The 18,850-nt window shown below is 67.4% G+C and carries 19 protein-coding genes; 11 read left to right on the forward strand and 8 right to left on the reverse strand.

The annotated features are described in order from the left end of the window. Positions 1–7: 7 nt before the first annotated feature. Positions 8–1,213 carry an MFS transporter gene (locus DEJ17_RS03975; protein WP_110892179.1) on the reverse strand — a complete coding sequence of 402 codons (1,206 nt, stop codon included), beginning with the start codon at positions 1,211–1,213 and terminating at the stop codon, positions 8–10. 355 nt (positions 1,214–1,568) lie between these two features. On the opposite strand from DEJ17_RS03975, the gene nrdH reads away from it, so the two are divergent. From nrdH to DEJ17_RS04005, 6 genes are all read left to right on the forward strand, one after another. After that, positions 1,569–1,802, forward strand: coding sequence for a glutaredoxin-like protein NrdH (gene nrdH, locus DEJ17_RS03980; RefSeq protein ID WP_017886897.1), 234 nt, complete (start codon positions 1,569–1,571; stop codon positions 1,800–1,802). A gap of 111 nt (positions 1,803–1,913) precedes the next feature. Continuing rightward, on the forward strand, positions 1,914–2,330 hold the full coding sequence (gene nrdI, locus DEJ17_RS03985; protein ID WP_027465945.1) for a class Ib ribonucleoside-diphosphate reductase assembly flavoprotein NrdI: 417 nt from the start codon (positions 1,914–1,916) through the stop codon (positions 2,328–2,330). Between the two features lie 17 nt (positions 2,331–2,347). Then, a complete protein-coding gene (gene nrdE / locus DEJ17_RS03990) occupies positions 2,348–4,453 on the forward strand; it encodes a class 1b ribonucleoside-diphosphate reductase subunit alpha (protein ID WP_110892180.1) in 2,106 nt (701 codons plus the stop codon). Positions 4,454–4,547: 94 nt separating this feature from the next. Then, entirely contained in the window at positions 4,548–5,549 is a 1,002-nt protein-coding gene (gene nrdF / locus DEJ17_RS03995) for a class 1b ribonucleoside-diphosphate reductase subunit beta (protein ID WP_110892181.1), read from the forward strand. Between the two features lie 208 nt (positions 5,550–5,757). Further along, complete coding sequence (locus DEJ17_RS04000; RefSeq protein ID WP_146239612.1) at positions 5,758–6,000, forward strand: hypothetical protein; 243 nt, start codon at positions 5,758–5,760, stop codon at positions 5,998–6,000. Positions 6,001–6,040: 40 nt separating this feature from the next. Continuing rightward, on the forward strand, positions 6,041–6,733 hold the full coding sequence (locus tag DEJ17_RS04005) for an HAD family hydrolase (RefSeq protein WP_110892183.1): 693 nt from the start codon (positions 6,041–6,043) through the stop codon (positions 6,731–6,733). Between the two features lie 199 nt (positions 6,734–6,932). Here the strand turns inward: DEJ17_RS04005 and DEJ17_RS04010 are convergent, their stop codons facing one another. The 3 genes from DEJ17_RS04010 to DEJ17_RS04020 form a co-directional block, all read right to left on the reverse strand. Beyond that, the gene (locus DEJ17_RS04010) at positions 6,933–7,922 is read right to left on the reverse strand and encodes a carboxypeptidase-like regulatory domain-containing protein (protein WP_110892184.1); all 990 of its coding nucleotides are present in this window, start codon (positions 7,920–7,922) and stop codon (positions 6,933–6,935) included. A gap of 125 nt (positions 7,923–8,047) precedes the next feature. Continuing rightward, complete coding sequence (locus DEJ17_RS04015; protein ID WP_110892185.1) at positions 8,048–9,283, reverse strand: acyl-CoA dehydrogenase family protein; 1,236 nt, start codon at positions 9,281–9,283, stop codon at positions 8,048–8,050. 535 nt (positions 9,284–9,818) lie between these two features. Further along, complete coding sequence (locus tag DEJ17_RS04020) at positions 9,819–10,244, reverse strand: hypothetical protein (protein WP_110892186.1); 426 nt, start codon at positions 10,242–10,244, stop codon at positions 9,819–9,821. A 262-nt stretch (positions 10,245–10,506) separates the two neighbouring features. Between DEJ17_RS04020 and DEJ17_RS17490 the strand changes: the two genes are divergently transcribed. From DEJ17_RS17490 to DEJ17_RS04030, 3 genes are all read left to right on the forward strand, one after another. Beyond that, on the forward strand, positions 10,507–11,238 hold the full coding sequence (locus tag DEJ17_RS17490) for a hypothetical protein (RefSeq protein WP_146239613.1): 732 nt from the start codon (positions 10,507–10,509) through the stop codon (positions 11,236–11,238). Between the two features lie 71 nt (positions 11,239–11,309). Further along, positions 11,310–11,513 carry a PLD nuclease N-terminal domain-containing protein gene (locus tag DEJ17_RS18175; RefSeq protein ID WP_375342556.1) on the forward strand — a complete coding sequence of 68 codons (204 nt, stop codon included), beginning with the start codon at positions 11,310–11,312 and terminating at the stop codon, positions 11,511–11,513. A gap of 52 nt (positions 11,514–11,565) precedes the next feature. Then, positions 11,566–11,961: a DUF1648 domain-containing protein gene (locus DEJ17_RS04030; RefSeq protein ID WP_181421033.1), complete on the forward strand. Its 396-nt coding sequence runs from the start codon at positions 11,566–11,568 to the stop codon at positions 11,959–11,961. A gap of 187 nt (positions 11,962–12,148) precedes the next feature. Here the strand turns inward: DEJ17_RS04030 and DEJ17_RS04035 are convergent, their stop codons facing one another. Together DEJ17_RS04035 and DEJ17_RS04040 are read right to left on the reverse strand one after the other, a co-directional pair. Then, complete coding sequence (locus tag DEJ17_RS04035) at positions 12,149–13,198, reverse strand: methionine synthase (RefSeq protein WP_110892189.1); 1,050 nt, start codon at positions 13,196–13,198, stop codon at positions 12,149–12,151. Positions 13,199–13,218: 20 nt separating this feature from the next. Further along, a complete protein-coding gene (locus DEJ17_RS04040) occupies positions 13,219–14,181 on the reverse strand; it encodes a putative oxygenase MesX (protein WP_110892190.1) in 963 nt (320 codons plus the stop codon). A 120-nt stretch (positions 14,182–14,301) separates the two neighbouring features. Between DEJ17_RS04040 and DEJ17_RS04045 the strand changes: the two genes are divergently transcribed. Then, positions 14,302–15,243: a LysR family transcriptional regulator gene (locus DEJ17_RS04045; protein ID WP_017886883.1), complete on the forward strand. Its 942-nt coding sequence runs from the start codon at positions 14,302–14,304 to the stop codon at positions 15,241–15,243. 65 nt (positions 15,244–15,308) lie between these two features. Here DEJ17_RS04045 and DEJ17_RS04050 read toward each other — a convergent pair whose 3' ends face one another. Both DEJ17_RS04050 and DEJ17_RS04055 read right to left on the reverse strand, forming a co-directional pair. Beyond that, positions 15,309–16,631 (reverse strand): family 20 glycosylhydrolase, encoded by a 1,323-nt coding sequence (locus tag DEJ17_RS04050; RefSeq protein ID WP_146239614.1) that lies wholly within the window; start codon positions 16,629–16,631, stop codon positions 15,309–15,311. A gap of 261 nt (positions 16,632–16,892) precedes the next feature. After that, positions 16,893–17,441, reverse strand: a complete 549-nt coding sequence (locus DEJ17_RS04055) for a hypothetical protein (protein ID WP_110892192.1) — start codon at positions 17,439–17,441, stop codon at positions 16,893–16,895. A gap of 258 nt (positions 17,442–17,699) precedes the next feature. On the opposite strand from DEJ17_RS04055, the gene DEJ17_RS04060 reads away from it, so the two are divergent. Further along, positions 17,700–18,761, forward strand: coding sequence for a LacI family DNA-binding transcriptional regulator (locus tag DEJ17_RS04060; protein ID WP_209050904.1), 1,062 nt, complete (start codon positions 17,700–17,702; stop codon positions 18,759–18,761). Positions 18,762–18,850 lie beyond the last annotated feature (89 nt).

Genomic DNA, 18,850 nt, shown 5'->3' on the forward strand with positions numbered 1-18,850 from the left:
CCGCCGCTCAGGTCGGCAGGCGCACCGGCTCGGTGTCGGGGAGCGGGCTGGCGTCGCGACCGCGCAGGTCGGGAAGCCAGCTGCGCATCGCCAGGGGGAGCAGCACGCCCAGCCCGGCCATCACGGCGCCGACGGTGAAGCCGCCGACGGGGCCGCTGCCGTCGATCAGGAAGCCGGCGATCGCCGAACCGCCTGCGGCACCGATCAGCTGGCCGGTGCCCATCCAGCCGTAGGCCTCGGCCGTGTCGGAGAACTTGACCGTGGCGGAGACCGAGCCGAACATCACCGCGAGGGCCGGCGCGATGCCCACGCCAGCGATGACCAGGGCGAGGCAGAGCCACCAGAAGCCCGTGCCGCCGAGGGCCAGGGTGAGACCGACGAAGACGACCGCCATGCGCGTCCACAGGGTGTTGCGGGAGATCGGGCGGTGGCCGAACGCCAGGCCGCCGGCGAGGGAACCGACCGCGAACACCGCGAGGACGATGCCGGCGTTCGGACTGCCCTCGCCGAACACGCTGGTGACGCTCGCCTCGACCGCGGCGCACGCCCCGATCAGCAGCAGACCGGTCAGGGTGGCGACGACGACCGCGGGGCGCTTCAGCACGACACCGAAGGCGCGCTTCGATCGGGGGATGCGGACACGTCCGAGCTCGGGGGAGGCGATGAACCACGCGCCGCCGACGACCAGGAACACCATCGCGACGACGATCGCCTCGACCGTGCCGACCTGGGTGGCGACGAAGGTGGTGATGACCGGGCCGGCGACCCAGATGAGCTCCTGCGCGCTGGCGTCGAGGGAGAAGAGGGGTGTGAGCTGCGCCGACGTCACCATCTTCGGGTAGATGGTGCGCACCGCGGGCTGCACGGGCGGGACCGCCAGGCCGCCGAGGAACCCGACCACCACGTACCCCCAGAGCGGCATGTACACGAACGCGATGACCACCATGCTGATCAGCGCGACGATGCTCGTCAGGATGAGGACGGGGCGCATGCCCCAGCTGCCCATCCACCGGCTGGTCAGCGGCCCGGCGATCGCCTGCCCGATGCTCGTCGTCGCGAGCACCAGCCCGGCGGCGCCGTAGGAGCCGAACACGTGCTCGACGTGCAGCAGGTACGCCAGCGACAGCATGCCGAACGGGAACCGCGCGGTGAGCTGTGCGGCGATGACACGACCCACGCCAGGGGTCTTCAGGAGGGGCCCGTACGTACTCACGAGACGAGTGTACGGACCAGCCGGAAGGGGCTGTCCCCCGTCCTGGGGAGGGGCGGTTCGCGACACGCCGATGCGCTGATTCCACACATGTGGATCGGGACTGTCCACCGGTGTGGGGAAGTGTCGGTGGTCGGCCGGAGACTGGCGGAAACTCGGGCCTCTCGGGAATCCACAGACTGTGGAGGACGTTGTGGAGAACTACATGGCTGTAACACTTCCTCTTGTGGTCGGTGCTGCGGCTAGCCACTAGATGTAGTGTGGAGGCATCGCAGCGGCCCCTCCCGGACACGACTGCGGACAGACATCAGCACCACCTCCACAGCACAGCAGAAACCAGTAGGAACCAGGGGAGAACATGGCCGTCACCGTCTACACCAAGCCGTCCTGCGTCCAGTGCACCGCGACGTACCGGGCCCTCGACAACAAGGGCATCGAGTACGAAGTGCACGACGTCTCCACGGACGAAGCAGCGCTCGAGCACGTCAAGAGCCTGGGCTACATGCAGGCCCCCGTCGTCGTCACGGACGACGACCACTGGTCGGGCTTCCGCCCCGACAAGATCGCGACCCTCAGCGCCGAACTGGCGTAGTCGTCTCCCGTCCTGCGGACGGTCACCCCGGACCCGCTCAGGAGGCCCGGCGATCGCCCGCAGGACACCCTCCGGTCCGCCTGTTCCGCACCTTCTCCAGAGGAGCGCACCATGAGCCGATTGGTCTACTTCTCGAGCGTGTCCGGGTACACCGCGCGCTTCGTCGAGAAGCTCGGCCGCGACGCGGACCGGATCCCGCTCTACCCGAGCGAACCGTTCCTGCACGTCGACGAGCCCTACGTCCTGGTCCTGCCCACCTACGGTGGCGGCAACGGCGAGGGTGCAGTCCCCAAGCAGGTCATCAAGTTCCTCAACGACGCCCACAACCGCTCGCTCATCCGCGGCGTGGTGGTGGGTGGCAACACGAACTTCGGCGAGGCGTACGGCCTCGCAGGGGACGTCATCGCGCAGAAGTGCAACGTCCCCCTTCTGTACAGGTTTGAACTCTTCGGGACCCCTGACGACGTGTCGGCGGTCAACTCAGGATTGGATGCATTTTGGACGCAGCAGTTGCAGACGTCGATCTGACGTCGCCGCAGACGGGGATGGACTACCACTCCCTCAACGCGATGCTCAACCTCTACGACGCGGACGGGAACATCCAGTTCGACAAGGATCGTGAGGCCGCCAAGCAGTTCTTCCTGCAGCACGTCAACCAGAACACCGTCTTCTTCCACAACCTGAAGGAGCGGCTCGACTACCTGGTCGAGAACGAGTACTACGAAAAAGCCACGATCGACATGTACTCGCTGGACTTCATCCAGCAGCTCAACGACCTGGCGTACTCGAAGAAGTTCCGGTTCCAGACGTTCCTCGGCGCGTTCAAGTACTACACGAGCTACACGCTCAAGACGTTCGACGGCAAGCGGTACCTGGAGCGCTTCGAGGACCGCGTCGTCATGACCGCCCTCGGCCTGGCCCAGGGCAACGAGCAGCTCGCGATCGACCTCGTCGAAGAGATCGTCGCCGGCCGCTTCCAGCCCGCCACCCCGACGTTCCTGAACACCGCCAAGGCACAGCGCGGCGAGCTCGTCTCCTGCTTCCTGCTCCGCATCGAGGACAACATGGAGTCGATCTCGCGCGGCATCAACTCCTCGCTGCAGCTCTCGAAGCGCGGCGGCGGCGTGGCCCTGCTCCTCTCCAACATCCGCGAGGCCGGCGCCCCGATCAAGCAGATCGAGAACCAGTCCTCGGGCATCATCCCCGTGATGAAGCTGTTGGAAGACTCCTTCTCCTACGCGAACCAGCTCGGTGCGCGTCAGGGTGCCGGCGCGGTCTACCTCAGCGCCCACCACCCGGACATCATGAAGTTCCTCGACACCAAGCGCGAGAACGCCGACGAGAAGATCCGCATCAAGACGCTGTCCCTCGGCGTCGTCGTGCCGGACATCACGTTCGAGCTCGCGAAGAACAACGAGGACATGTACCTGTTCTCGCCGTACGACGTAGAGAAGGTCTACGGCGTCCCCTTCGGCGACGTCCCGATCTCCGAGAACTACCGCGCGATGGTCGACGACTCGCGCATCAAGAAGACGAAGATCAAGGCGCGTGACTTCTTCACGACCATCGCCGAGATCCAGTTCGAGTCGGGCTACCCGTACATCGTGTTCGAGGACACGGTGAACAAGGCCAACCCGATCAAGGGTCGGATCAACATGTCCAACCTGTGCTCCGAGATCCTGCAGGTCAACACCCCGACGACCTTCAACGAGGACCTGTCCTACAAGGAGATCGGCAAGGACATCTCCTGCAACCTCGGCTCGCTGAACATCGCGCTGACGATGGACTCGCCCGACTTCGGCAAGACCATCGAGACCGCCATCCGCGGCCTGACCTCGGTCTCGCAGATGTCGCACATCACCTCGGTGCGTTCCGTCGAGGACGGCAACGACAAGTCGCACGCCATCGGCCTGGGCCAGATGAACCTGCACGGGTACCTGGCTCGTGAGCGCGTCTACTACGGCTCCGAAGAGGGCATCGACTTCACGAACATCTACTTCTACACGGTGCTGTTCCACGCCCTTCGTGCGTCGAACAAGATCGCGATCGAGACCGGCGAGACCTTCGACGGCTTCCGCGACTCGAAGTACGCGTCGGGTGAGTTCTTCGACAAGTACACCGACCAGACGTGGACCCCCGCGACCGCTCGTGTTGCCTCGCTGTTCGACAACGCGAACATCACGATCCCGACGCAGGATGACTGGAAGGCGCTGAAGGCGTCCGTCCAGGAGCACGGCATCTACAACCAGAACCTGCAGGCCGTCCCGCCGACCGGTTCGATCTCGTACATCAACCACTCGACGTCGTCGATCCACCCGATCGCGTCGAAGATCGAGATCCGCAAGGAAGGCAAGCTCGGCCGCGTCTACTACCCGGCGCCGTTCATGACGAACGACAACCTGGACTACTACCAGGACGCGTACGAGATCGGCCCGGAGAAGATCATCGACACGTACGCCGCGGCGACGCAGCACGTGGACCAGGGCCTGTCCCTGACGCTGTTCTTCAAGGACACCGCCACCACGCGTGACATCAACAAGGCGCAGATCTACGCATGGCGCAAGGGCATCAAGACGATCTACTACATCCGTCTCCGCCAGCTCGCGCTGGAGGGCACGGAGGTCGAGGGCTGCGTCAGCTGCATGCTGTAGAGCTGCTGCTCTCTTCCTGGAGGCGCGGGGCGGGCCCCGCCCCGCGCCTCCAGTCCGTCATCAGATCACCATCTCGAATCCGGAAGACAATCCCATGACCCTCACCGACCCGGTCCACGCCACGGGCAAGTCCATCCCGCTGATCAGCGCGGTCAGTGCCATCAACTGGAACCGCATCCAGGACGACAAGGACGTCGAGGTCTGGAACCGGCTGGTCAACAACTTCTGGCTGCCCGAGAAGGTGCCGCTGTCGAACGACGTGCAGTCGTGGAACACGCTCACGCCGGCGGAGCAGCAGCTCACCATGCGGGTCTTCACCGGCCTGACACTGCTCGACACCATCCAGGGCACCGTCGGCGCGATCAGCCTGATCCCCGACGCGATCACCCCGCACGAAGAAGCCGTCTACACGAACATCGCGTTCATGGAGTCGGTGCACGCGAAGAGCTACTCGTCGATCTTCTCGACGCTGGCCTCGACCCCCGAGATCGACGACGCCTTCCGCTGGTCCACCGAGAACGTGAACCTGCAGAAGAAGGCCCAGATCGTCCTCGACTACTACACCGGTGACGACCCCCTGAAGCGCAAGGTCGCCTCGACGCTGCTCGAGTCGTTCCTGTTCTACTCCGGCTTCTACCTGCCGATGTACTGGTCCTCGCGCGCGAAGCTCACCAACACCGCTGACCTGATCCGCCTGATCATCCGCGACGAAGCCGTCCACGGGTACTACATCGGGTACAAGTTCCAGAAGGGCCTCGAGGGCGCTTCCGAAGAGCGCAAGCAGGAGATCAAGGACTACACGTTCAACCTGCTGTTCGAGCTCTACGAGAACGAGGTGCAGTACACGCAGGACCTGTACGACCAGGTCGGGCTGACCGAGGACGTCAAGAAGTTCCTGCACTACAACGCCAACAAGGCGCTGATGAACCTGGGCTACGAGCCGATGTTCCCCAAGGAGACGACGGACGTGAACCCGGCGATCCTGTCGGCGCTGTCGCCCAACGCGGACGAGAACCACGACTTCTTCTCGGGGTCGGGGTCGTCGTACGTCATCGGCAAGGCGGAGAAGACCGAGGACGAGGACTGGGACTTCTGATCCTGGTCTGACTCGTGGGAACGCCCCGCTGGCTTCGGCTGGCGGGGCGTTCCTGGGTCCGCATGTCGTCCCATCGATGAGACGAAGCGCGGACGGTGTAGGTGAGACAAAGCTCGTCGACGTTCTGAATAGTGGAGCAGTTCGTCCGGTGACCGACCGGCTGTCGACACCGTTCGCCAACCGAAGCTCGACGGGTAGTGTCGCGCTCATGACCGAGATGACGCGGCGAACCGTCCTCGAGCGACTCATCGGGAAGCCCCGCCCATGGGTTGTCTGGGCGTGGGCCGCTCTGGCCGCCGTCTGGATCATCTTCGCCATCATCGATCCGTCCGGGTTCCACACCTTCATGGCGATCAGCTGGTCGGTCCTCGCTGCGGTTCAGCTCGGCGCCGCCTACTACGCCCGCCGGCAGGAACAGCGTCGCGTGCAGGCAGCTGAGGTGCACCGGTGAAGGATCGCGGAACGGACGAGACGAGTTCTAGTCTGGTCGGATGGGGGTATTGCGAGCAGTGTGCTTCGACCTGGATGGAACCCTGTTCGATCACAGGGGGTCAGCACGAGCGGGTGCAACCCGCTTCCTCGAGAGCCTGGGGATAGCCGCGACGGAGTCCGCGCTGGACTCGTGGTTTGCCGCCGAAGACGCGCAGTTCGAGCGGTGGCGGTCCGGGCAGATCAGTTTCCAAGAGCAACGACGCGGGCGTCTTCGCACCGCGTTGCCATCTCTCGGCTGCCAACCTCCGTCGGATGGGATCGGCTTGGACTCGTTGTTCGACGGCTACCTGGCCTCGTATCGTGCGTCGTGGCGGGTGTTCCCCGGGAGCGTGTCGCTGCTGCGGGAGCTCCGGGGGCGTGGATACCGCCTGGGCTTGCTCACCAACGGCTCCGAAGAGCAACAGCTCAACAAGCTCACGCACACTGGTCTCGACGGCGCCTTCGACGCGGTCTGCGTCTCCGAACGCATCGGCTTCCAGAAGCCGGATGAGCGGGCGTTCCTGACCGCGGCGCACGAGCTCGGAGTTGACGCCTCCGACTGCCTGTTCGTCGGCGACAGTGCAGCGCACGACATCGCTGGCGCGCGCACCGCCGGTATGCACGGCCTGTTGGTCAACCACTCCGCGGAAGAAGCGGTGGGTATCAAGACTGCCGTGCTGGCGTGCATCACGGCTCACGGCGACGCCCGGTAGCCGATCGGCTTCCGCGCGCGGAGCGCGGGCGCATTGCCGCGACCGTGTTCCGGACGGGAGGCGCGGTGCCAGCTGGCACCGTGCCTCCCGTCCGGCGCTTCTCACGCGATAGCGTGCAGCCACGCAGCCAGCTGCGTCCGGACAGTCCGTTGCTGGAAATGGTGCTGGGCCGAACCACCGAAGGGTGGCGCCCGACCACTCAGCGCGACACCGTCTCCGGTACCGTGCCGCCCCAACCGTTGAACCCGCCGAACACGACCTTCACGGGGACGGCCTGCGCTCGGTCGGCCACGTACCGGTACACGCCGCCCGGACGTCCGAGCCACAGCACCTGCGCGGTCGTTGCGGTCGTCGCCGCCGTCCGGAGCTCCACCACGTACTGGCCGGAGGGGATCTGGAACTGCGCCGTCTGCTCGCTGTCGAGCAGCGTTGAGAACCGGGTCGAGAACGACGCCCCGGTCGTCGCGTTCGTCACGGTGACGCTCGCGCCGCTCAGCTGCGCCGACGGGGCGCGGGACGCCGAGGCCGCGTAGACGACCAGGTCGTAGTCGCTGTGGGCGTAGTGCCGTGACAAGGTGACTTGGGAAGCCGGGAGCGTTCCTCGCTGCTGGTACACCCGGGTCTTCCAGACGGCGGGCGACGCCGTTCCGCTGGCGTAGGCCTCGATGCGGTACTTCCCGGTGCTCAAACCGACGAACCGGTACTGGCCCGCGCTGTCCGAGGTCGTCCGGAACACCTGCGAGGTGTCCTCGTTCCAGGCGTACATCAGGCGACCGGCGGCGGGTCCTGTGGGGCCGACCACACCGCCCTGCACGGTGGCACCGATCACGAGCGGCACGGTGACCGCGACCGTCGAACCACCGCGGACGGCGATGCCCGAGCGGAGTCCGGGTGCGTAGGTCTCCGTTCCGTGCGGCGGGAGCTGCCGCGTCGTCACCGTGACGGTGTCCGGTGCGGGGATGCCGGAGAACGTCGCGGTGCCGTCATCGTCGGTGGTGGCGTTCCCGACGACGACGTCGGTGCCGATCGCCGCGAGTTCGACGTCCGCCAGCCGGATTGCGGTGCCGGCCGGCGTTGCGAGCTGCACGGTGATCGTTCCGGATCCGGCCGCAGCCGCTGGCGGCGCCAGGCCGATCAGCGCGCCTGCTGCCATCGCAACGACCAGTGTCGTCCCCGTGATCAGTCGCATCGTGTTCCCCGATCGTCGGCCAGCCGTGCGTTGCCAGGGACTGTACGCGTCGGGCGGGCGGGCGGGTGGCGGGAAAGCGCATCGCCGCAGCGGTCACGCGGAAGTCGTCTCCGACTCGACAGGCGTCACGAGGTTCGAGTCGCACCGATCGCCCAGACGCGGGGCGGTTCGGCACCGTTCACCGCGTGGTCACCGATGATCCGCGCCTTGAACACCCACGGGTTGTGGCTGCCCGCGGTGCGGGCGTTCCGCCAGTGCCGGTCGAGGTTCTTCGTCAGGCTCACCCCGGACGCCGCGAGCGCGTCGAACAGGTGCGAGGTCGCCGTCGTCGCCAGCGTGGTCAGCGCCACCTGCGCCTGCGCGGTCGCGAGTTCGGCGCGGTCGTTGCGGCGCTCGTCCTCGGCCGTGTCGAGCCTGGCTCCGTCGTACGCATCCTGCAGGGCGGCGGCGGCCCGGTCGACGATCGCGGTGGCGGCGAACCCGGCTGCCGACACCTCGCCGACGACCTGGAGGATCTGCGGGTCGGCCGCGAACGTGTCGGCGTTGCCGTGTGAGAAGACGCGGGTGCGGTTGCGGACCTCGCGCGCGATCTCCCGTTCGGCTGCGAGGACGGACCCGGCGAGGACGCTCAGCAGGACCCCCTGGTAGAACGCCGTCTGGTACTTGAACCGCTCGTCGAAGGGGATCACCGCGTCGGCCTGCACGACGGCGTCGTCGAAGGTGCTGGTCCCCGAGCCGGTGGTGCGCTGCCCGAACCCGTCCCAGTCGTCGGTGTGGGTGACCCCGGGCTGGTGCGCGTCGACGATCGCGATGACCCGCTCGCCGGTGTCCGTGCGCTCGGCGTAGGTGTCGATCCAGTCGGCGAAGATGCTGCCGGTCGAGTAGTACTTCTGCCCGGTGATCCGGAACGTCCCGTCCGGCTGCGGGGTCACCTTCGTGATCACGTCGCCGACCTGCACCGACCCGACTTCTGTCCACGAGTTGCCGGCGATCTCACCGCGGCCGAAACGGTCCAGCCACCCCTCGCGTTCCCCGGTCCTCGCGACCAGCCGGTCCTCCACCAGTGCGAAGTGGCCGCGGAGCGCCTGGGGGATGTTGCTGTCAGCGGCGGCGAGTTCGGTCATCAGGCGGAACAGCTGGGGCAGTGTCGCCCCGGCTCCGCCGTGGGCGACAGGGACGCGGACGGCGCCGAATCCTGCGGCGGCGAGTTCGCGGATCTCCTCGAACGGGAGGCGGTGGTCGCGTTCGCGCTCGGAGGCGCCGGCAGCGATGCGGTCGAAGATCGGGCGGAAGCGGGCGAGGAGCTCGTCGTCGGCGGTCTCGTCGATCATGCGGTCGGCGGTCTGGTTGCTGATGGTCATGAGGACTCCTTCGTGGTCTGCGTTGCTGCCTGTCGCGTGGAGTGGCGTCGTACGGTGTCGATTCGTCCGGTGTGGGCGCGGCGCGAGGGTAGCCGGCCGCGGCGGTCGGCACGGCTGTCTCGTCCGCGGGGGCGCCCGCGGTCGGTGTCCTACGAGCCGTCCGGTCAGCAGCCCCGCGGAGCAGTGCGGCTTCGGGCAGCACTGAGCAGATGGACGCCATGGCGAGACTGTGACAGGGCCGAACACCGGCGAGAGGGGTTGTGTCGATGTGTGTCGGAGAGTGACTTCCCATGACACGTGACCGCGCTGCGACGGCGTGGGCATTCGCAGCAGCCCCTTTCACGGTTCTGCGCGTGTGTGATCGCTGGGGAGCCAACCTCGGACGAAGACGGGCATACTCCTCCGAGAAGCCCGCGTATGCCGCGCTCACAGAAGCGCGCATCAACGAGGGAGCACGCACCTGCCAGGGGACTGCCACTGCCTGGCTTGGTGTGGGGGAAAGCCGTGGTCTCGGCGCCGTTCACCCCGGTGACGTTCAGGCCGGCGGGGTCGTCCCTGCGCCCTCGGTGTCGTCCGCGCCCGCAAGACCTGTTCCGGCCTGATCGAGGTTCTCGTGTGGGTCGCCCATGTCCCCGGTCGCAGCGCCGGTGGGGGACAGCCCGAAGTGTTTGCGGACGGCGTTCGCCTCGGCGGAGGACAAGGTGCGTCCTGCTCCGAGGGACGGCGCGCCCGTGATCGCGTCCTTCGTGTACCCGACGTGCACGTCCGTGCCGTCGAACGTGGCGTCGTCGGCGGGGACGAGCGCCTGGTGTCGCCCGAGCAAGCCGGTTGCGACACAGACGTAGGCCGCACTGCCGTCCTCGTCGGACGGGAACACCTGCACGACCTTGCCGACTGACACGCCGTTGCGATCCCGGACAGTCGCACTCTCGACCTGGTGGATGACGCCCTTGGTGATCATGACCGTAGTCAACGCCCTCGAAGCTGGCGCTTCGCAGACGCCGTCCCCCGGGCCGGCGCTGTGGACCCGAGCCTCGGAGTCCGGGGCCGCCTTTGGCGCGCCGCTCGATCGGCCGATCGGCCGATCGCCCTCCGCGCGTGAACGACACGCCCGGAACACCTCTGAAGTTGCAGATTTGATGTATCACTGAGTTGACTGCTCGTTGTGGCAACGCCGCCGACGCGAGAGCCGGCGTTGAGGCCGGAGAGCGAGGGGAATTTCCATGAAGCAGTCAACCTACGGACGTGTCGTCTCGATCGGCGCAGCCTGCGCCGTCGTCGCCGTTCCGGCAAACGCCACGGTCGCGCCGCCCGCCGACAGCAACGCTGTTGAACCGCGAACGCCGTCCGAGGTGTTGTCGGCTATCCGCGCTGACCTCGTCGCTTCCGGAACCCCGTCCGACGTCACGGCCTTCGACCGCCTCAGCGCTGATCAGCGCCATGAGCTCGCTTCGTACTTCTTGGATCCGAGCATTGCGTCCGCGGCCACCGACGCCGCCGACGAGAGGGTGCTCGGGCCGGAGACTGTTCGGACGAACGGGGACTTTGAATGGGGAAAAATGGAGCCGTCGGGCGCTGGACAGGCAGGAAACGGCGTCGGTGTCGAGACCAGGGCCGCATCCCGATCGTCCTGGGGGAAGCAATGGTTCGCTTTCGCTGGAATCCGGCTCACCGAGACGAAGGTGTCGATGTCGTACCAGTACAGCGGTACTACAGCGAGGAAGATGCTCGGTTACTCGTGCACCGTCGTCAGGAACGTCCAGCCGTTCACTGAAGTGAGGACCTCCAAGAGCAGCGGTTACATCAGCGGCGGACAGGCCACTGCGAAGTGCAAGGTCGTTGTGAAGCGTGGTGTGCCGACTCCATGGGGCACGGTTGCGTGGAGCACCTACTCCTCGATCCAGCGCCTCAGCGCCAAGGGCAACGGCGCGATCACCTACAACCGCTGGGAGTGAGGAGAATGGCGTCTTGGGCGGAGGACCAGATGATGAATCCACTTGTTCCAACAGCGCTCGACGGTGTGCTGATGGCCGTATCCCTCCTCGCGCTGTTCCTCGCACTCGCAGCGTTCATCTCGCTGATCCGAGCTCGGTCGACCTCTGGCCGTCGTTTGCTCGGATGGACTCTCGTCGTCCTGTTCGCTCCGATCATCGGGCCGGCAACGTGGTTCGTCGCTCGGCACCGCGAACGGTCGATCGAGCCCAGAAATGACGACGTTGGCCAGCGGTGAGGGGAACTTTCGGTCGGATCAGCACCCTGTGCGCAGCATGAATCCGTGTGCCGTGTTCGCAGCCGTCGCTGCTGCGTTCCCGGTCGTCGTCGAGGTCGCGCTCACCAGCGCCTGGTGGGATCGGTTGCCCGACCGGATCGCGACGACGTTCGGCCCGGATGGCAGCCCGAGCGGGTACGGAACTCCGTTGGGAACCGCGATCCTGATCGCGGCGATACAGGCGCCGTTCCTCGTGGCGGCTGTCGGGTCCGCCTTCGCTCGAGACCGGCGCAGAGGTCGCATCTCGTGTGCGGTCACCGCAGGGTTCGTCGCGGCTCTCGCGATGAGCTGGCTGATCATCGTGGGATTGGCGTCTTCGACGTTGAGTCCGACGGCTTGGTGGCTTCTCGCGGCGGCGCCCGCGTGGGCCGTTGTTCCGTTGTGGCTGCTTCCCCCCGCGAGGGACTGAAAGCGGATCGCTGAGGCCGTGACCGGGGTCGAGAGGCAGTAGAGGGTGCGGGCGTTGCCAACGCAACCTGTCAGCCGGACGGCAGCCGCGCCTCCAGGCCGGATCGAGAGCCGCGCACGCGGCGGACGCAACGCAAACGGCGGCTCTCCTCCTTCCGGAAGAGAGCCGCCGTGGTGTCTCGCGGTGATCAGTGGGCCGACGGGACCGCCGAGCCGACCAGCTCGGCCCGCACGATGTCCGCTCCCGCCGACAGCGCCCCGAGCTTGTCCAGCGCCGCACCCCGCGCCAGGGGAGCCATCCCGCAGTTGGAACTGGGGATGAGCTTGTCGGCATCGACGAACTCGAGCGCCCGACGCAGGACCTCCGCCACCTCTTCCGGGGTCTCCACGGTCTCGGTCGCGACGTCGATCGCCCCGAGCATGACCTTCTTCCCGCGGATTAGCTCGACGAGCTCGAGGGGAACGTGGGAGTGGATGCACTCGAGCGAGACGATGTCGATCGACGACTGCTGCAGCAGCGGGAACGACTGCTCGTACTGCCGCCACTCCGCCCCGAGCGTCTCCTTCCACTTGTTGTTCGCCTCGATGCCGTAGCCGTAACAGATGTGCACGGCGGTCTCGGCGTGCAGGCCCTCGGCTGCACGCTCGAGCGCGGCCACGCCCCAGTCCTGCACCTCGTCGTGGAAGACGGTGAAGGCGGGCTCGTCGAACTGGATGATGTCGACGCCGGCGTCCTGCAGTTCGCGTGCCTCTTGGTTGAGGATCGTGGCGAACTCCCACGCCAGCTTCTCGCGGCTCTTGTAGTGCTGGTCGGAGAGGGTGTCGATCATCGTCATCGGGCCGGGGAGCGCCCACTTGATCGGGCGATCGGTCTGAGCTCGCAGGAACGCAGCGTCCTCGACGAAGACCGGCGCCCGGCGGCTGACGGCGCCGACGACAGTCGGGACGGCTGCGTCGTACCGGTCGCGGATGCGGACGGTCTCCTTGCGCTCCAGGTCGACGCCGTCCAGGTGCTCGATGAACGTCGTGACGAAGTGCTGCCGGGTCTGCTCGCCGTCGCTGACGATGTCGATGCCGCGGCGCTCCTGCTCGTGCACGGCGGAGCGCAGGGCGTCCTGCTTGCCCTCGGTCAGGGCGGCACCCTCGAGCAGCCAGGGGGACCAGAGCCGCTCGGGCTCGGCGAGCCAGGACGGTTTCGGCAGGCTGCCGACGATCGAGGTGGGGAGGAGAGAACTCATGGAGGTGACGGTCCAGACGGTCAGCGGGCGGGGACGGAGTCGGCAGCGAAATGCGAGAGGAGCGCGTGGTGCGGCGTCACGAGGTGCTCCTCGGTCCACCGGCCCTGCGTGATCCCGAGGCGGCTGCGCTCCTCGCGGTCGTAGGTCACCGGGGTGGGCGTGAAGTCGGTGTGGTCGAGGGTGGGGCGGTAGGTGCTGCCGGCCGGGGTGTTCGCGGCGTAGACCTCCGGGCGGTAGATCTTCTGGAAGGTCTCCATGGTGGCGATCGTGCCGATGAGCTGGAGGTCGGTGTAGTCGCCGGTCAGGTCGCCGCGCGTGTAGAACGCGAGTGGGGCAGCCGCTCCGGCGGGCTGGAAGTACCGGCCCCGCATGCCCATCCGGCCGAAGTAGTCGTCGGTGAGCGAGGAGTGCTCGTGCTCGTACTCGGCGCCGAGGACCGGGTGGACGTACCCGTTCTGCCGGTAGGTCTGGCTCGTCGAGACGCTGATGCACACGACGGGCTCGGCATCGAACTGCGAACGGAAGGCGTCGGACTCCAGGAAGCGCTGGAAGAGCGCCCCGTGCAGCTGTCCGAAGTCGGACGGGATGCCGGACGACGCCGAGGGCAGCAGGACGGAGAAGTCGTAGTCGCGCAGGTACGACGAGAAGTTGTTGCCGAGGATCCCCTGGTGTCGCTCGCCGGTGTGCTGGTCGACGATCGTGACGTCGAGCATCTCGAGCAGCGGGAACTCGGCGTCCGATCCGCCGTCGGAGAACGCCAGTGCGGCCGAGACGATGTCGAGCTGCAGGCGGTAGCGGTCATGCGCCCCGGCGAGCTCGTTCGCTCGCCCGTCGATCATCGCCAGCGCAGCGCGGAGGTTCTGCTGACGGTGCTCGCCGCGCGCCAGGTTGGCGAAGTTCGTGGTCAGCCGGGAGCTGTCGGCAGGGGAGTAGTCCTCGTCGAAGCGGGTCCGGGTGATGCTGAAGGTGAGGTCGTTCGCCATGGTCGGCAATCTGTTCGTCGAGCGCCCGTGGGTGCTGGGGAAGGGGATACGTCGATCATGGCGGGATTCCCGGGCCATCAGGTAATACCGAGACGCTATGCACCGGTATAGCCTCGGCCTATGGCCCGGGTCTCGAACGACATCACCCTGCAGCAGCTCCGGTACTTCATCGAGGTCGCGACGGAGGGCTCGATCAGCGCAGCGGCCGACCTGCTCTACGTGTCGCAGCCGACGATGTCCGCGGCGATGAAGGACCTCGAGACGCGGATCGGGCGCCCGCTCTTCACCCGATCGGCCAGGGGCGTCGTGCTCACCGTCGACGGCGTCGAGTTCCTCGGGTACGCTCGGCAGGTCGTCGAGCAGGTCTCCCTGCTCGAGCAGCGCTACGTCGGCGGACAGCGGTCGCGTCGGCTGCTCGGGGTGTCCGCGCAGCACTACTCGTTCGCGGTGGAGGCCTTCGTCCGCATGGTCGAAGCAGCGGCTGCGGACGAGTACGAGTTCTCGCTGCGTGAGACACGCACCTGGGACATCATCGAAGACGTCCGCACGCTGCGCAGCGAGGTGGGCATCCTCTACCGCAACGACTTCAACAAGCAGGTGCTCGGCAAGCTGCTGCGGGACGCCGGCGTCGTGTTCACACCGCTGTTCGTCGCACAGCCCCACATCTTCGTGGCCAAGCGGAACCCGCTCGCGTCGCGGGAGCGTGCGACCCTCGAGGACCTCGCGGACCTGCCGCGGCTCACGTTCGACCAGGGTGCGAACAACTCCTTCTACCTGGCCGAGGAGATCCTGTCGACGATGTCGAGCAAGCGGGAGATCCGGGTGTCGGACCGGGCGACGATCTTCAACCTCATGATCGGCCTCGGCGGGTACACGATCTCGACCGGGCTCATCAGCGACGACCTCGACCCCGAGATCGTCGCCATCCCGCTCGACGTCGACGAGCGCATCGAGATCGGCTGGATCGCGCACGCTTCGGTTCCCCTCACCGTGCAGGCGCAGGCGTACCTGGACGAGTTGCGTGCGGTGGTCACCAGCTACGGAGTCGAGCCGCTCGGGTAGGCAGGCGGCGGGTCCGGCGGGTCCGGCGGTTCCAGCAATCGGCCTGGAGGCACGACATGCGTCCGTCAGGAGGCTGCGGTCTCGATCATCGCCGTCACGTGCGGTGCGCTCCACTGCAGGAGCGCGTCAGATGGCGGGTCTTCGAGGTTCTCGCCCCAGATCGCGACGGCGCCACCCGACATCGGAGCCGCGAGCAGCGAACCGGAGTCGCCGTCCCACGCACGGAGTGACCAGTTCTCGCGGAGGTCGGCGACGGTGTATTCGCTGTCGGCCGGGTCGAGGTCGGTCGGCACCTCGTAGAGGTAGTACGAGTTGTAGTTGAGCAGGTCGATCCCGGCCTGCTGCAGGTCGACGGCACTCGCCCGCCGCGCTCGGCGTTCGCGCCGCTCCGCTGCGTCCTCGGTGTCGCCGTCGAAGCTCCAGTACGTGACGTGGATGCGCGGATCGAGTCGCCCGACCGCAATCCGATCGATCCCGTCGTTCCAGGCCCACACCTCGCGGTCGCCGAGCGCGGCCACCACCCCGTTCATCCACGCGACGCGTTGGGCCGCGGTGACGTCGTCGCCCCATTCGTCGGCGCCGATGTGCACGGTCCGGCTGGCGGGAAAGGTCCGCTGCACCTCTGCGTACAGTTTCTTCGCCAGCGCGAGACTCCCGGGCGCCGACGGGTCGAGCTCGTTCTCACCCGAACGGATGCGGTCGACCCACTTCTTACCGTGCTGCGCCTCGAGCAGGGCGAAGGCGGCGGCCATGTGGCCGGGGGTGTCGATCTCGGGCACGACCGCGATGTGCCGCTTCGCCGCGTAGTCGGCGATCATGCGTGCCTGCGCGGCGCTCAGGAACGGGCGACCGGTCACCCGGCTCGTGTACACGCCGTCGTCGAGATCCGCGTTCGCGGGGGTCTGGCCGAGGACCGTGCTCTCGATCCCGACGTTCTGGTCATCGGTGAGGTGCAGGTGCAGGAAGCGCCCGCCGTCGTCGGCGAGGAGGTCGATGTACCGCTTGATCAACGCCACGGGGTAGTAGGCGCGAGCGACGTCGAGCATCACGCCGGTCTCCGGGCGCGCGCGCTTCGTGGGCTTGGTGGTGACGGTCGTGGTCGACGTGCGGCACTGCTTCGCGGAGTACGCCCCCGAGCAGGCGAGGACGGAGTACTTGCCGGCTGCGGCACGAGAAGGCGTCGTGCGGACTGCGGTGACCGTCGCGCTCGAACCAGTGGCGAGTGCCTTCACCGCGACCCGTCCGAGTGTGTACTTCTTGGTGCCGGCGGACAGGTACAGCCACGCGGAGGAAGCCGGCTTCCGCACCGAGGTGGTGTTCTTGACCTTGAGCGTGGTGCGAACGGCGGTGCCGGTCGAGTTGGCGGTGGCGGACGCGGTGACCTTCATGACCGTCACTGTCGAGGCTTCGGTGTCCGCTGATCCTGCCGTTGCACGGATGCCGACCAGGGCTGCTGCCGACAGGGCGATCGCCAGACCAACTGCGAGCGTGCGTCTGGCAGACGAGCCGCGACCCACGTTCCCCTGCTGACGCACCACGACGTTCTCCCCCCTCGAACACCCCGTTGCCCTCGCTGGATCAGGATGCGCGCACGATCGTATCCGCACCGCGTCGAACGCACACCATCCGGCGGCGTGCAGAGGGGCTTCTCAACGGACCTCCGCGCTCGACCACAGCTCACGCGCAAGACTCCGGCCGCGGCGAAGAACCGGCTGCAGACTGAGGGCAGCCGCGACGATCAGCGTGCCAGCCTGCGCGATGAGGAACGCCACGAGCACCGGGATGAACGCGGTGACGATCCAGGCGGCGGCGAACCCCACGAGCATCATCGCGAGGACCCGCACCGCGGTGGAGTTCCGCGAACCGCGAAGGACCAGCAGCCCGGCGGCTGCGAAGGCCAATGGGACGAGCGCCTGCAGTGCGACCGCGAGGGGGAGCCACAGCTGGCTGCTGGTCGCCGGCGACAGAGCGCCTACGAAGACGACGGCGGCGGCCGCGAAGACGAGGTGCGCGGCGCCGCGAGCGAGCGCAGCACCGGCAGCGGCAATGACTCCTGCTGACACGGAGACCGCAGCGACCATCAACGCTGGCCCTGCTGCGATCAGATGCGTTCCGATGAAGCCGAGCAGGTTGTCGACCGCCAGCAGCGAGGCACCGGTGGTGGCGACCATCAAGGCGGCGGCGGCAGCTCTGCGCATGGAGGGCCAGGTGCCTGACGCCCTCACCGTCTGTCTCCGCCCGCGTGGCATGCGACCCGGATCTTCTCCATGTTCTTCCTCTCGGTTCGCGCCTCGGCACGACCAACCGATCCAGAATGCTGCACATCAATACGAGCCACAATCTTGCAGCTGCGATGATCACCGCGGAATCACTATTGACTACGTAGACAATCCCATGATTGTCTTGCTCCCACACCCGGTCCTGGCCGGTCCCACGGAGCAGCGAAGGAGCTGACGATGAGCGGCAACGCATCGGTTCATCGCCTCCGTCCGGCCTCCATGACCGACGTCGCGACCCTGGCCGGCGTCTCCCAGAAGACCGTCTCCCGCGTGGTGAACGACGAACCGCACGTCACCGAGGCGGTCCGCGCCCGGGTCCTCAAGGCGATCGACGAACTGGGCTTCCGCCCGAACGCAGCCGCCCGCTCCCTCAAGTCGCAGCGCTCCCGCCGGATCGGCCTCATCACCATCGGCACGAACCTGTACGGCCCGACCGCCATGCTCACCGGCGTCGAGCAGGCGTGCCGCACGAACGGGTACAGCCTGGCCATCGTCCGGACCGTCGCCGCGACCGCATCCGAGCTCCAGCCGGCGGTCGACTCGCTCGTCGGCCAGGACGTCGAGGCGATCGTCTTCTCCGAGCCGGTCGAGAACCAGATGGACCAGCTCCGCCTGCCCCAGGGCGTGACGGTGCTGACGCTCGGGCCGCCGGACGTCGCCGACCGAGAGAACACCCTGGCGGTCGGTCTGGACGAGAGCGGCGCTGCGTTCGCGGCCACCGATCACCTGCTGGCCCTCGGGCACGAGACCGTGTGGCACATCGCGGGTCCGGCGGACTGGACCTCGAGTTCGCGCCGGCTGGCGGGGTGGCGGGCGGCGCTGCAGGACGCCGGCGTCGCCGAGCACGCGCCGGTCGAGGGGGACTGGTCGCCGCAGAGCGGCTACGAGGCCATGCGCTCGTTGCTCGGCCGTCCGGACCTGACGGCGGTCTTCGTCGCGAACGACCAGATGGCGATCGGCGCGATGTCCGCCATCCAGCAGCACGGGTTGTCCGTGCCGGGTGACGTCAGCATAGTCGGCTTCGACGACATGCCGATCTCGGCGTACCTGCCGACGCCGCTCACGACCATCCGTCAGGACTTCGACGAGGCCACCCGCCTCGCGATGCACCGCCTCTTCCGCACCCTCGACGGCCACCCGCCCGCCGAGCGCCACCGGATGCTGCCCGGCCAGCTGATCACGCGCGCCACCAGCGCGCCGCCGTCCGCTGAGCGGCGTCACCTCCGCCCCGCCGACTGAACCCCCGGACGGGAGGCGCGGCCCGCGTCCGTCCCGTGAGTGAGCGCTCACGCGCGCTCACCGCCACTTCCGCACGCACCTCGACGACG

Origin of the sequence: Curtobacterium sp. MCSS17_011, from assembly GCF_003224275.1 — a bacterium.
GTDB lineage: Bacteria > Actinomycetota > Actinomycetes > Actinomycetales > Microbacteriaceae > Curtobacterium.